Below are 12,594 nucleotides of genomic sequence, written 5' to 3'. Positions count from 1 at the left end.
TATGTCTACGACCAACCTCGCAGTGATCCCCGGCGACGGCATCGGACCGGAGGTGACCGCCGAGGCGCTGAAGGTGCTCGAGGTCGCCTCACCCGTCAAGTTCGAGCAGACCCGCTACGACCTCGGAGCCGAGCGCTACCTCGCCACTGGCGAGGTCCTTCCCGAGTCTGTTCTCGCCGAGATCAAGGAGCAGGACGCCATCCTGCTCGGCGCGGTCGGCGGCAAGCCGAACGACCCGAACCTGCCTCCGGGCATCCTGGAGCGCGGGCTGCTGCTCAAGCTCCGTTTCGAGCTCGCCCACTACGTCAACCTGCGACCGTCGCGACTCTTCCCGGGGGCGACCTCCCCGCTGTCGCCGGCAGTGCTCGACAAGGGCGAGATCGACTTCGTCGTGGTGCGCGAGGGCACCGAGGGGCTCTATGTCGGCAACGGTGGCGCGATGCGAGTCGGAACCCCGCACGAGGTCGCCACCGAGACCTCGGTCAACACCGCCTACGGCGTGGAGCGGGTCGTACGTGACGCCTTCGCCCGCGCGCAGGCGCGCCCGCGGAAGAAGCTGACCCTGGTCCACAAGACCAACGTGCTCGTCAACGCCGGCTCACTGTGGTGGCGGATCACCCAGCAGGTTGCCGAGGAGTTCCCCGACGTCGCCGTGGACTACCTCCACATCGACGCGGTGATGATCTTCCTCGCCACCGACCCGGCCCGCTTCGACGTGATCGTCACCGACAACATCTTCGGCGACATCATCACCGACCTCGCCGCTGCCATCACCGGCGGCATCGGCCTGGCCGCCTCCGGCAACATCAACTCCTCCCGCGAGTTCCCCTCGATGTTCGAGCCCGTCCACGGCTCCGCCCCCGACATCGCCGGCCAGCAGAAGGCGGACCCCACCGCGGCCATCCTGTCCGGGGCCCTGCTGCTCGAGCACCTCGGTCACCCCGAGGCTGCCGCTGCCATCGACGCCGCCGTGCTCGCCGACCTGTCCGAGCGCGGCTCGGCGCCTCGTACGACCTCCGAGGTCGGCGACGCGATCGCCAAGCGAGTAGCCGGCTAGACGCTCACCCTCGAAGGGCCGGGCGCAGATTCTCCTGCGTCCGGCCCTTTCTCTGTCCTCATCCCTTACCGCCCAATAGCACAGCCATCGCAGAACAGGACTAATCTCATGGTCATGGAGATCAGCACCACATTGTCGACCCAACCGGCCACCGACAAGCAGCGCGCGGAGGTCCTGGCGAACCCAGGCTTCGGCAACCATTTCACCGATCACATGCTCACCGTCGAGTGGACGCCCGAACAGGGCTGGCACAACGGTCGCATCGAGGCGTACGCCCCGATCAGCCTGGACCCGTCGGCAGCCGTGCTGCACTACGCCCAGGAGATCTTCGAGGGCATGAAGGCCTACCGGCACGCAGACGGCTCGATCTGGTCGTTCCGGCCCGAGGCCAACGCCGCCCGGATGGCCCGCTCGAGCGAGCGTCTGGCTCTGCCCGTTCTCGAGATCGAGGACTTCGTGCAGACCGTCTTCGACCTGGTCAAGGTCGACCACCGCTGGGTGCCCGAGGCTTCGGAGGCCGACGAGAAGAGCCTCTACCTGCGGCCGTTCATGTTCGCCTCGGAGTCGTTCCTCGGCGTGCGCCCGGCCCAGCACGTGACCTACATGGTCATCGCCTCGCCCGCCGGCTCCTACTTCAAGGGCGGCGTGAAGCCGGTCCGGATCTGGCTCAGCGAGAACTACACCCGCGCCGGCCGCGGCGGCATGGGCGCGGCCAAGACCGGTGGCAACTACGCCTCCTCCCTGGTCGCCCAGGCCGAGGCCTCGGCCAACGGCTGTGACCAGGTGGTGTTCCTGGACGCGCAGGAGGGCAAGTACGTCGAGGAGCTCGGCGGCATGAACCTCTACTTCGTCCACGCCGACGGCCGGATCGTCACCCCCGAGACCGGCACGATCCTCGAGGGCATCACCCGAGCCTCCATCATCGAGCTCGCGGGCAAGCTCGGCTACACCGTCGAGGAGCGCAAGTTCACCATCGACGAGTGGAAGTCCGGCGTCGAGTCCGGTGAGATCACCGAGGTCTTCGCCTGCGGCACCGCCGCCGTGGTCACCCCGGTCGGCGAGCTCGTCCACCAGGGCGGCTCCATCGCCTCTGCCGGTGACGGCGAGGTCTGGAAGACCATCCGCAAGCAGCTCGTCGACATCCAGTTCGGCCGCGCCGAGGACACCTTCGGCTGGATGCGCAAGATCGTCTAGCCGAGACGTCGCCCGCGTCGGCCGAGACGTCACGTACGCAGGTCGAAGCGTCACTCCCGTCGGCCGAGATGGCAGCGGTCTGCCATCTCGGCCGACGGGAGCGACGTCTCGGCCGACGTACCTGACGCTTCGACAAGGCCTCTGCTGGGGCGGATAAGGTTTGTCCTGTGACCACAGCCCCACGCCTTCCCCGGGCGACCCAACGGGAGACCGTTGGTGACTACGACCTGCTCTCCCTGCTGGGGCAGGGAGGCATGGGGCGGGTCCATCTGGCCAGCCACCGGGTGAGCGGTGAGCGGGTGGCGCTGAAGGTGCTGCGTACTCAGTTCGTCGGGGACGAGGAGGGGCGCCAGCGGCTGGCGCGCGAGGTCTCCTCGCTGCAGCGCGTTCGGAGCAGATGGGTCGCCGGCGTGGTCGCCGCCGACCCGTGGGGTGAGGTGCCGTGGCTGGCGACCCGTTACGTCCCAGGGCAGACGCTGCACGACAAGATCGTCAACGAGGGTCCGCTCTCGCGCGACGACGTCGAGCAGCTGGCCAGCGACCTGGCCGAGGGCATCGCCGACTGCCACGCGGTCGGCGTGCTCCACCGCGACATCAAGCCGGCCAACATCATCATGGAGGGGCGCACCCCGATCCTGATCGACTTCGGGCTCGCCCGGGTCTCCGACGACCCGAGGATCACCGTGACCGGGCTGCTGATCGGCACGCCCGGCTATCTGCCACCCGAGATCGCCGTCGGCGACCCGACCACTCCGGCCTCGGACGTGCACTCGTGGGCCGCCGTGGTGGCGTACGCAGCGACCGGCCGCCCGCCCTTCGGCGAAGGCAACTCGATGAAGCTGATGGACCGCGCCCGGCGCGGTGAGCACGACCTGGAGGGCGTGCCGCAGCCGCTTCGCGGGCTGCTCGGCCAGGCGCTCTCGCCCGACCCTGCCGACCGCCCGACGCTGGACGAGGTCCGCGAGTGGCTGCGTACGCCGCGCCGACCGTTCGTGCACAAGCCGGTCGAGCAGCTCTCGCTCAGCGATCGGACCGAGCGCGAGAAGGCCACCACGCCGGCCGCGCCGTTCCCTCCGGTCGGCCGCTCGGCTCGGCCCGACCACCGCCCGCCGAGTGGCCGCGACAGCAATCTGGAGAAGCTGCGCCGCGGGACCATCTGGCTCGGCCTGCTCGCCTTCGCGGTCGGCGTGATCACGGCGTTCCCGAGCGTCGGTTTCCTGACCGTGCTCGGTGCAGCCTGGCTGATCCGCTCCGGCACGCTGGCTGCCGGTGACCTGCGCAGGTGGCGTTGGTATCGCGGCCGCAAGTGGCACGACGCGCCCCGGCTCCTGATCGGTGCCCCTTGGCGGTTGATCCGCTCGCTCCCGAAGACGTTCGTGGTGGGGACGTGGGGTTTCGGGTTCGTGGTGGCCGCGGTGCTGATCGGCTTTGCGCTGCAGCTCTCTCTGACGGCGACGCTGGGCTTCGCTGGCCTGGCGTTCGTGGCGGCACTGTGGACCGGCTCCGGCCGCGACCGGCTGCGCGACCCGGTGACCACGGCGGTCCGGCGGGTCTCGGAGCGATGGGTGCCATGGATCCTCGGGTTCGCCGTGGTCATCATCCTAGCTCTCTTCCCGATCCAGACCGTGGCCGAGGACGGCCCGCAGTTCTCCGGCGGCGACGAGCCGTGGTGGGTCGAGCTCCTCGGCTGGTGAGACGCTCGTCCCACCGAAGGAGATTTCGTGGCAGGATCAGGGGCATGACGACGTACGTCATCATCATTCGCTAGCGCGCCGAGCCCTGCTCGACGCGCCACCCTCTCGTTCCCGAGAGGGTTTTTTGTTGCCCAGCCCGAGGACAGAAGAGCCATGGAATTCCACGTCTACGACACGACCCTGCGCGACGGTGCGCAGCAGGAAGGCCTCAACCTCAGCGTCGCCGACAAGCTCGCGATCGCGCGGCATCTCGACGGCTTGGGCGTCGGGTTCATCGAGGGCGGCTGGCCCGGTGCGAACCCGAAGGACACCGAGTTCTTCAAGCGGGCCGTCTCCGAGCTCGACCTCGAGCACGCCCGGCTGGCGGCCTTCGGGTCCACGCGGAGAGCAGGTGTCAGAGCGGCCGACGACCCCCAGGTGGCCGCGCTGCGCGACTCGGGTGCGAGCGTCGTCACCCTCGTCGCCAAGTCTCACGACCGCCACGTCGAGCTCGCGCTGCGCACCACGCTCGAGGAGAACCTCGCGATGATCCGCGACACCGTCTCCCACCTGCGGGAAGAGGGTCAGCAGGTCTTCCTCGACGCCGAGCACTTCTTCGACGGCTACCGGGCCAACCGCGACTACGCGGTGGAGGTCCTGCGGACGGCCTACGAGGCTGGTGCCGAGGTGGTCGCGCTGTGCGACACCAACGGCGGGATGCTCCCGGGCTGGGTCTCCGACGTCGTCCACGACGTCCGCGAGACCACCCAGGGTGCGGTCGGGATCCACTGCCACAACGACACCGGGTGCGCGGTCGCCAACTCGCTGGCCGCCGTCGAGGCGGGGGCAATGCACGTCCAGGGCTGCATCAACGGCTACGGGGAGCGTACGGGCAACGCCGACCTGGTCTCCGTGGTCGCCAACCTGCAGCTCAAGCTCGGCCGCGAGGTGCTTCCGACAGGTCTGCTGGGCGAAGCCACCCGCGTCGCCCATGCCGTCGCCGAGGTGACCAACGTGCCGCCCGCGGGGCGGCAGCCCTATGTGGGTGCGTCCGCGTTCACCCACAAGGCCGGGCTGCACGCCTCCGCGATCAAGGTCGACCCCGACCTCTACCAGCACATGGACCCCGCCGGGGTCGGCAACGACATGCGGCTGCTGGTCTCCGACATGGCCGGACGGGCCTCGATCGAGCTCAAGGGTCGCGAGCTGGGCTACGACCTCTCCGACGACCGCGACCTGGTGACCCGGGTGACCGAGCGGGTCAAGGAAGCCGAGCAGCGCGGCTACACCTTCGAGGCCGCCGACGCCTCCTTCGAGCTGCTTCTGATCGAGGAGGTCGAGGGCGCCCGACCGTCGTTCTTCGAGGTCGAGTCCTGGCGGGTCATCTCCGAGGCCCGGGGCGGTGGCCCAGAGGCGGCCTCGACCACGGAGGCGATCGTGAAGATCCACGCGGACGGCGTACGTCACGTCGAGACCGGTGAGGGCAACGGCCCGGTCAACGCGCTCGACCAGGCGCTGCGGGCCGCGATCACGCGCGCGTTCCCGGTGGTCGCCGACTTCGACCTGATCGACTTCAAGGTGCGGCTCTTTGATCAAGGGCACGGCACCGACGCTAGGACGCGGGTGCTGATCGAGACCTCCGACGGCGCGACCTCGTGGACGACGGTCGGGGTGGGATCGAATGTGATCGAGGCGTCCTGGGAGGCGCTGGTCGACGGGCTCACCTTCGGTCTGCGACGCCACGTGAGCAAGACCACACCCGCCTAGGCTCTCCTCGCGGAATGAATCTCCGGAGCGAAGGCGTTGGGCAGTTCAACATTGAACTTTCCGCGTCATTCGAGGAGAACCCGTGTCCGACACCAGCATCGCCGTACTCGTTGGCAGCCTGCGCGCCGAGTCCACCAACCGCAAGCTCGCCGAGAAGCTCGCCGCCGAGGCGCCTGAGGGCGTCAGCCTGGAGATCGTCGAGGGCCTGGGCGAGCTGCCGTTCTTCAACGAGGACCTCGAGGCCGACCCGGGCGAGGCCGTCACCCAGCTCCGCAAGACCATCACCGAGGCCGACCGCGTGCTGATCGTGACCCCGGAGTACAACGCCACCATCCCGGGCGTCCTCAAGAACGCGATCGACTGGCTGTCCCGTCCGTACGCTGCGGGTGCCATCAAGGGCAAGGTCGTCGCCGTCGTCGGCGTCACCCCGACCCCGTACGGCGGCAAGTGGGCGCACGCCGACGCCGCTCGGTCCGTCGGCATCGCCGGCGGGATCGTCGTCGAGGACGCGATCGTCTCCCAGCCGGGCCACGAGATCGACGTGTTCGCCGACGCTGAGGCCCAGGCGCGCTTCGCGGCTGCGGTCGAGAAGCTGGCGGGCTTCGAGCCTGCTGCCGTCTGATCTCATCCAGACAGTGCGTTGATGGTCAGGTCTCCGGGGGAGGCCTGACCATCGTCATTTATCGCGTGCGCGAAGGGGCCTGAGGCCGTACGTTGCCGCCATGAGTGGACTCGTGAAGCAGCTCCGTGTGGTGGTCGAGGCGAAGGACTACGAAGAAGCGGTGGCGTTCTACCGCGACACCCTCGGTCTTCCTGAAGAGGCCGCCTTCTCCGGTCCCGACGGGGCCGAGGTGACCATCCTCGACGCCGGCCGGGCCACGCTCGAGCTCGCCAACCCGGCCCAGCACGCGTACATCGACGAGGTAGAGGTCGGGCGCCCGGCCGCTGGGCACGTGCGGGTGGCGTTCGAGGTCGACGACTCCGCCGGCGTCGCCGACCAGCTCGTCGAGAGCGGCGCTGTGCTCGTGGCACCACCCACCCGCACCCCGTGGGAGTCGCTCAACGCGCGCCTCGACGGTCCCGCTGGCCTGCACCTGAGCCTCTTCCAGGAGCTCGGCGAACCCGTCCTGGCGCCGGAGTACCCGGTCAAGACCGAGCGGTTGGCGCTGCGTCCTCTCGATGTCGACCGCGACCTCGACGATCTGCACGCCTATCTCTCGCGTGAGGATGTCTGCCGCTACATCCCGGCGGTGCCACGCGACCGTGAGCAGCTGCGGAAGGCGTACATCCCGGCGAAGCGTCCTTCCGTCCTGCGTCGCGAGGGCGAGGTGCTCTGCCTCGCCGTCGAGCACGAGGGCCGGCTGATCGGCGACATCGTGCTCTTCTGGCACAGCAAGGAGCAGCGGTCGGGGGAGATCGGCTATGCCTTCAACCCGGAGTTCCACGGCCGGGGTTTCGCCACCGAGACTGCTAGGGCCCTGCTCGGGCTGGCCTTCGACGGGCTCGGTCTGCACCGGGTGACCGCCAGGGTCGACGAGCGCAACACCGCCTCGGCGCGGGTGATCGAGCGGCTCGGGATGCGCAAGGAGGCGGTCGAGCGTGAGGCCGAGTGGTTCAAGGGCGAGTGGACGACGATGGTGCACTACGCGATGCTCGAGGACGAGTGGCGTGATCGGCGTTAGCCTGCAGGGGTGGCCGAACTTCATGATCTGACCGCCCTGGAGCAGGGAGAGCTGCTGCATCGATGCGAGGTCTCCCCAGGAGAGCTCGCCGAGCACTATCTCGACAGGATCGCCAGGCTGGATGATGTCGGCGCCTTCGTCACCGTGGCCGAGGAGCGGATCTCGACCTGCGCTCGTGAGCTCGCGGTCAAGCCGGTCGGTGCCTCGCCGCTGTGGGGAGTGCCGACGGCGATCAAGGACCTCAACCTCACCCGCGGGGTGCGCACGACCTTCGGGTCGGCGGTCTACTCCGACTTCGTCCCCGAGGTATCCGACAACGTGACCCTCTCGATCGAGGCGGCCGGGATGATCTCGCTCGGGAAGACCAACACCCCCGAGTTCGGCTCGCCCTGCTACACCGAACCGGATGTGGCCCCGCCCGCCGTCACCCCCTGGGACCGTACGCGGATCGCCGGCGGCTCCTCCGGAGGTGCCGCCGCGGCGGTGGCCGCCGGGCTCGTGCCGGTCGCGCAGGGCTCCGACGGGGGCGGTTCGATCCGGATCCCGGCCTCCTGCTGCGGGCTGGTCGGCCTGAAGCCGACCCGCGGCCGGATCTCCCCCTCGCCGATGTACGGTGACGCGGCCGGGCTCGCCACCGCTGGTCCTATCGCTCGGTCCGTGCGGGACGCGGCGGCCTTTCTCGATGTGCTCGCGGGGCGGCGTACGGGGGATCCGTTCTGGGCGCCCGAGGAGCAGCTCCCCTTCCTGGATGCGTGCGAGCGACCGCCGGGACGCCTGCGCATCGCCCGGTTCATCGAGCCGCTGATCGCGGAGACCGCCGTCGACGCCGAGTGCGTCGCCGCGTGGGAGAACGCCTCGACACTGCTGGAGTCGCTGGGTCACGAGATCGTCGACATCCCTCGCCCGTTGCCCGTCGAGGCGGTCGCGGTCTTCGAGACCGTCTGGGCTGTCGGCACCGCGATGTCGGTGGTCAATCTTGCGCCGGAGCAGCGGGCGCTGATCCGACCGCTGACCCGCTGGCTCACCGAACGGGGAGAAGCGGTCAGCGGTCCGGCGTTCGGGCTGGCGATCGCCGAGCTGCGCCGCTACGCCGCCGTCGCTCTGGAGGCCCTGGCCCCCTACGACGCCGTGCTCACCCCGACCCTGGCTACGCCGCCGCCGAAGGTCGGCGCGATCCGCGACGACGCCGACCCCGCCCGCGACTTCCAGGCACAGAAGGAGTTCACCCCTTGGACCTCGGCGTGGAACGTCACCGGCATGCCCGCCATCTCCCTGCCCCTGCACTGGACCCCTGGTGGGTTGCCGGTAGGCGTCATGCTCGCCGCCCGCCCCGCCGAGGAGTCCCTGCTGCTCTCCCTCTCGGCCCAGATCGAGGCCGCCGCCCTCTGGGACCACCGCCTCCCGCCCGGCTGGTGACCCCCCTTCGCCGAGACGTCACTCGCGTCGGCCGAGGCGTCAGGTAGGTCGGCCGAGACGTCACGTACGTCGGCCGACGGGGGTGACGCTTCGGCCGACGGGGGTGACGCTTCGGCCGACCGGGGTGACGCTTCGGCCGACCGGGGTGACGCTTCGGCCGACCGGGGTGACGTCTCGGCAGGGGTCAGTCGCCGAGGCCGCGGGCCTTGAGGGCATCACCGGTCTCGTGGGCGCGGGCGACGACGCGGATGACGAAGGGGGTGAGGTACGCGCGGGGGGAGCGGCCGAGGCCGCGGGCCCGGGCGGCGTCGCGGGTCTCCTGCGCCAGCGCGAGAGTGCCGGGAAGAGCCTGGATCGCCATCGCGATCGTCAGGGCGACCCGCTCCGGGTCGAGCCCGAAGCGCTGGAGCGGGCGGATCCAGCGTACGACGGCGTCGAGGGTCTCGGTGGTCGGCGTGGTGACGGTCAGGGTGAGGGCGAGCAGTGCGAGGGAGACGAGGTCGAGCAGCGACTCCACGGCCCGGTCGAAGGTGAACAGCCACCATTGCAGGAGCGCGACGACGAACGCGATCACGAGCACCGCACGCAGCGCCCGTGCGGTGGACGGTAGGTCGAGCCGGCCGATCAGTGCGAGAGCCACGGCGAGGGCGAGGAAGCCGGCTGCGAGCAACGGGCCGCGGACCGCCACGATCGCCACGCTGAGGACGGCCAGGCCGAACAGCTTGACCCCGACCGGAAGCCGGTGGAGGACGGTGTCGCCGGCGCGGTAGAGGCCGACCGTCATGCTCACGGCTCGCTCACCGTCCGCACGTAGTGCTCGACCGCCGCGTCGGCCTCGCCGTCGTAGCAGACCTGGCCGTCCTCGACGACGAGGACGCGGTCGCAGCGGCGTACGAGATCGAGGTCGTGGGTGACCAGGACGAGCTGCTGGGGGAGCGAGAAGAGCAGCTCCCCGACCATCCGGGTGTTGCGCAGGTCGAGCAGCGTCGTCGGCTCGTCGGTGACGAGCACGTCCGGCTCGGTGGCGAGGACGCCGGCCAGCGCGAGCAGCTGGCGCTGGCCACCGGAGAGGGCGTGGACGCTGACCTCGGCCCGCTCCGCGAGCCCGAAGCGCGCCAGCGTCTCGAGAGCGACCTGCTTGCGGCGTACGCGGTCCTTCACCGTCCTGCGCAAGGACAGCTCGACGTCCTCGACACAGGTCGGCATCACCAGCTGGGCGGCTGGGTCGGTGAAGGTGAACCCGACCCGGCGACGCACCTCAGCACCACGACGAGCCACGTCGAGGCCGTCGACGTTCACCCTCCCGGATGTGGGCGTGATCAGGCCGTTGATCATCCGCGCGAGGGTCGACTTTCCCGAGCCGTTGCTGCCGATGATGCCGATCCGCTGCTCGGTCAACGTGAGCGTCGTCGCCCCGAGGATCGTGCGCTCGCCGTCGAGATCCGGGGACTCGACCCGGACCTCGGCAGCCTCGAAGCGGAGCTCAGGCACGTCGGGCGAGCAGCTTCGGGAAGGCGCGGTGGACCTGGGAGGCGACGACCGCGGCGACCGCGGCCTTGATGAAGTCGCCGATCCAGTAGGGGGCGTCGAAGGCCGCGGCCTCGAGCAGGCCGACGTGGAGCACGACGGCCATCCCGATGATGCCGCCGACGTGGTTGATGACGACGCCGACGACACAGGCAGCGAAGACGAGGACCGGGTTGGTGCGGCGGCCCCGCAGGACGTACTTCACCAGCAGGCCGACCGCGAGCACCATGAGAGGGAACGACCACAAATAACCGGCGGTGACGCCGACGAAGACGCCCGGCCCGGCTGCGTGACCGGCGAAGACAGGGAGGCCGGCGATCCCGAGGACGAAGTAGAGCGCCACCGCCGCGGTGCCACGCAGCGGCCCCAGCAGCGCGCCGGTCAGCAGGAGCGCGAACCCCTGCAGTGTCAGCGGCACTCCGGCGCCGCCCATCGGGATGGCCGCGAGGTAGGAGCAGACCGCGATCAGGGCCGCGAACGCGGCGACCAGCGCGAGGTCGGTGGCGTCGAGGCGCGGCGATCTCGTCGTAGGGGTCTCATCAGTGCTCGTCGGGGACTCGGTCATACTCGCTCCTGCGTACTCAGACCTGAACCGTGGTCAGGTGAACGGTGTTCAGGTTAAGGTCGACGTACGTCTTCGTCCACTTCGTCCCACCACCCGGCCCCTGGGAGCAACATGCGTTACCGCCGTGAGGACGTCGTCGCCCGCGCGCTTCAGGTCCTCGACGACTATGGCCTCGCCGACCTGACGATGCGTCGTCTCGGCACCGAGCTCGGCGTCCGCCCCAGCGCCCTCTACCACCACTTCGCCAACAAGCAGTCGCTGCTGGCGGCGGTGGCCGACGAGATCCTGCTCCGGGGCCGACACGAGCCGTCGGGCGCCTGGGACGTACGCGTCACCGCCATCTGCACCGACCTGCGCGACTCGCTGCTGGCCTACCGCGACGGCGCCGAGGTCGTCGCCACCGTCTGGGCCTTCGGGCTCGGCGCGACCCAGCCGTACGACGACCTGGTCGCCGCCCTGAAGGACGGCGGCCTCGGCGACCTCGCTCAGGTCGCGGCCCGCACCCTGCTCCACTTCGTCTACGGCCACGCCGTCGACGAGCAGACCCACCTCCAGGCCGCTGCCGCGGGTGCCATCGAGGACGACGTACGCGACACCGACGACTTCGTCACCGGCCTGGGCCTGATCGCCGCCGGGATCACGATGGCCAAGGCCGTCCGCGAGGCCTCAGTCGACCGCTGAGGACCGGCGTCGGCGCAGCAGCAGGACCGCCCCTGCCCCGACGACCAGCCCGAGCGTGCCACTGACCACCGCCACCCACGGTGACAGGTTCCGCTCGGCGTCGCGCGCGGACTCGGTCGCGGCCGGGGTGAAGGTCTCGCCGATCCCCGGTTCCCGCGCGAGCTCGAGGTCGCTGGTGAGCGTGGCCGGGTCGTCGATCGAGAACGTCCACCTGGTCAGCCGGTTCTGGCCCTGCTCGACGAGGTTGTCGAGCACGTCGTCGTGGACGCCGTCCTCGACGAGCTCGACCGCGGCCGCGGGCTCCGTCGCGGTCACCCACGAGGCGCGCGGCGAGCGGAACGTACGGTCAAGGGTGAAGACGGTGACCTCGCCCGGCTTCTCGGCCGCAGAGCTGAGTCGCATCGGATAGACGAGGCTGGGGGTGTCGAAGGTGAGGACGATCGGGTCGGCATAGCCGTCGAACGGCTTGTCGCCGCGCATCTTGACAGCGGTGAACCGCCAGCCGTCATCGAGGTAGTCGGCGATGACCGGCTCGAGCTCAGGTTTGGTCGCATACCCGTTCGTACGCAGCCAGCCCGCCACCCCGCTGGCGTCCCCGCCCTCGATGACGGTGGCGACGACGTCCTCCAGCACGGTTCGGGAGATGACCTCGGGCGCCTTGCCGGGCGGGGCGCCGGCGCCGTCCTCGCCGAAGAGCGACCAGTCCTCCTTCGCCGGCGGGGTGGCCAGCCGAGCCAGCTCGTCGAAGCGCTCCGGGTCTCCCTGAGTGACGGCCGGGACGGTTGGCGTCGGCACCAGGACCGCGAGGTCCGGAGTGTCCGTGGTGATCCCGAGCAGCATCTCGAGCCGCTCGCGCTCGCCCTCCTCTGCCCAGCTCAAGAAGGCGATCTCCTCGCCGGCCTCCACCGTGTGGCCCTCCGGGGCGTAGGCCGCGCCGCAGGCGCAGGCCCGTGCGGAGCCAGGCACCAGCAGCAGGCCGGCGACGACGGCGACCACCACGATGCGTACTGCTCCACGGAACATGGCGGACAA

General features: G+C 70.1%; 12 protein-coding genes. 8 read left to right on the top strand and 4 right to left on the bottom strand.

Features of this window, described 5'->3' with window-relative positions:
* Position 1 precedes the first annotated feature (1 nt).
* From IEY84_RS14315 to IEY84_RS14285, 7 genes are all read left to right on the top strand, one after another.
* A complete protein-coding gene (locus IEY84_RS14315; protein ID WP_183546656.1) occupies positions 2 to 1,057 on the top strand; it encodes a 3-isopropylmalate dehydrogenase in 1,056 nt (351 codons plus the stop codon).
* 114 nt (positions 1,058 to 1,171) lie between these two features.
* On the top strand, positions 1,172 to 2,251 hold the full coding sequence (locus tag IEY84_RS14310; RefSeq protein WP_183546654.1) for a branched-chain amino acid aminotransferase: 1,080 nt from the start codon (positions 1,172 to 1,174) through the stop codon (positions 2,249 to 2,251).
* Between the two features lie 167 nt (positions 2,252 to 2,418).
* Positions 2,419 to 3,945 carry a serine/threonine-protein kinase gene (locus tag IEY84_RS14305; protein WP_183546652.1) on the top strand — a complete coding sequence of 509 codons (1,527 nt, stop codon included), beginning with the start codon at positions 2,419 to 2,421 and terminating at the stop codon, positions 3,943 to 3,945.
* 153 nt (positions 3,946 to 4,098) lie between these two features.
* Complete coding sequence (gene cimA / locus IEY84_RS14300) at positions 4,099 to 5,691, top strand: citramalate synthase (RefSeq protein WP_183546650.1); 1,593 nt, start codon at positions 4,099 to 4,101, stop codon at positions 5,689 to 5,691.
* An 82-nt stretch (positions 5,692 to 5,773) separates the two neighbouring features.
* Complete coding sequence (locus IEY84_RS14295; RefSeq protein ID WP_183546648.1) at positions 5,774 to 6,313, top strand: NADPH-dependent FMN reductase; 540 nt, start codon at positions 5,774 to 5,776, stop codon at positions 6,311 to 6,313.
* Positions 6,314 to 6,413: 100 nt separating this feature from the next.
* On the top strand, positions 6,414 to 7,373 hold the full coding sequence (locus IEY84_RS14290) for a GNAT family N-acetyltransferase (RefSeq protein WP_183546646.1): 960 nt from the start codon (positions 6,414 to 6,416) through the stop codon (positions 7,371 to 7,373).
* A 9-nt stretch (positions 7,374 to 7,382) separates the two neighbouring features.
* Positions 7,383 to 8,789 carry an amidase gene (locus IEY84_RS14285; RefSeq protein ID WP_183546644.1) on the top strand — a complete coding sequence of 469 codons (1,407 nt, stop codon included), beginning with the start codon at positions 7,383 to 7,385 and terminating at the stop codon, positions 8,787 to 8,789.
* Between the two features lie 184 nt (positions 8,790 to 8,973).
* Here the strand turns inward: IEY84_RS14285 and IEY84_RS14280 are convergent, their stop codons facing one another.
* Genes IEY84_RS14280 through IEY84_RS14270 form a run of 3 tightly spaced genes read right to left on the bottom strand, consistent with a single transcriptional unit; the run spans position 8,974 to position 10,881 of the window.
* Positions 8,974 to 9,573 (bottom strand): CbiQ family ECF transporter T component, encoded by a 600-nt coding sequence (locus tag IEY84_RS14280; protein ID WP_221208961.1) that lies wholly within the window; start codon positions 9,571 to 9,573, stop codon positions 8,974 to 8,976.
* A 2-nt stretch (positions 9,574 to 9,575) separates the two neighbouring features.
* Complete coding sequence (locus tag IEY84_RS14275; protein ID WP_183546640.1) at positions 9,576 to 10,280, bottom strand: energy-coupling factor ABC transporter ATP-binding protein; 705 nt, start codon at positions 10,278 to 10,280, stop codon at positions 9,576 to 9,578.
* Positions 10,273 to 10,881: a biotin transporter BioY gene (locus IEY84_RS14270; protein WP_183546638.1), complete on the bottom strand. Its 609-nt coding sequence runs from the start codon at positions 10,879 to 10,881 to the stop codon at positions 10,273 to 10,275. The genes IEY84_RS14275 and IEY84_RS14270 overlap by 8 nt, the downstream gene beginning before the upstream one ends.
* Positions 10,882 to 10,992: 111 nt before the next feature.
* Between IEY84_RS14270 and IEY84_RS14265 the strand changes: the two genes are divergently transcribed.
* On the top strand, positions 10,993 to 11,562 hold the full coding sequence (locus IEY84_RS14265) for a TetR/AcrR family transcriptional regulator C-terminal domain-containing protein (RefSeq protein WP_183546636.1): 570 nt from the start codon (positions 10,993 to 10,995) through the stop codon (positions 11,560 to 11,562).
* Here IEY84_RS14265 and IEY84_RS14260 read toward each other — a convergent pair.
* Positions 11,548 to 12,585: a DUF2330 domain-containing protein gene (locus tag IEY84_RS14260; RefSeq protein WP_183546634.1), complete on the bottom strand. Its 1,038-nt coding sequence runs from the start codon at positions 12,583 to 12,585 to the stop codon at positions 11,548 to 11,550. The genes IEY84_RS14265 and IEY84_RS14260 overlap by 15 nt on opposite strands.
* Positions 12,586 to 12,594 lie beyond the last annotated feature (9 nt).

This window comes from Nocardioides albus, assembly GCF_014648255.1.
In the GTDB taxonomy this organism is placed as follows: Bacteria; Actinomycetota; Actinomycetes; order Propionibacteriales; family Nocardioidaceae; genus Nocardioides; species Nocardioides albus.
The sequence above is the reverse complement of the archived record's forward strand: the minus strand, read 5'-3'. Positions and strand labels throughout refer to the sequence as shown.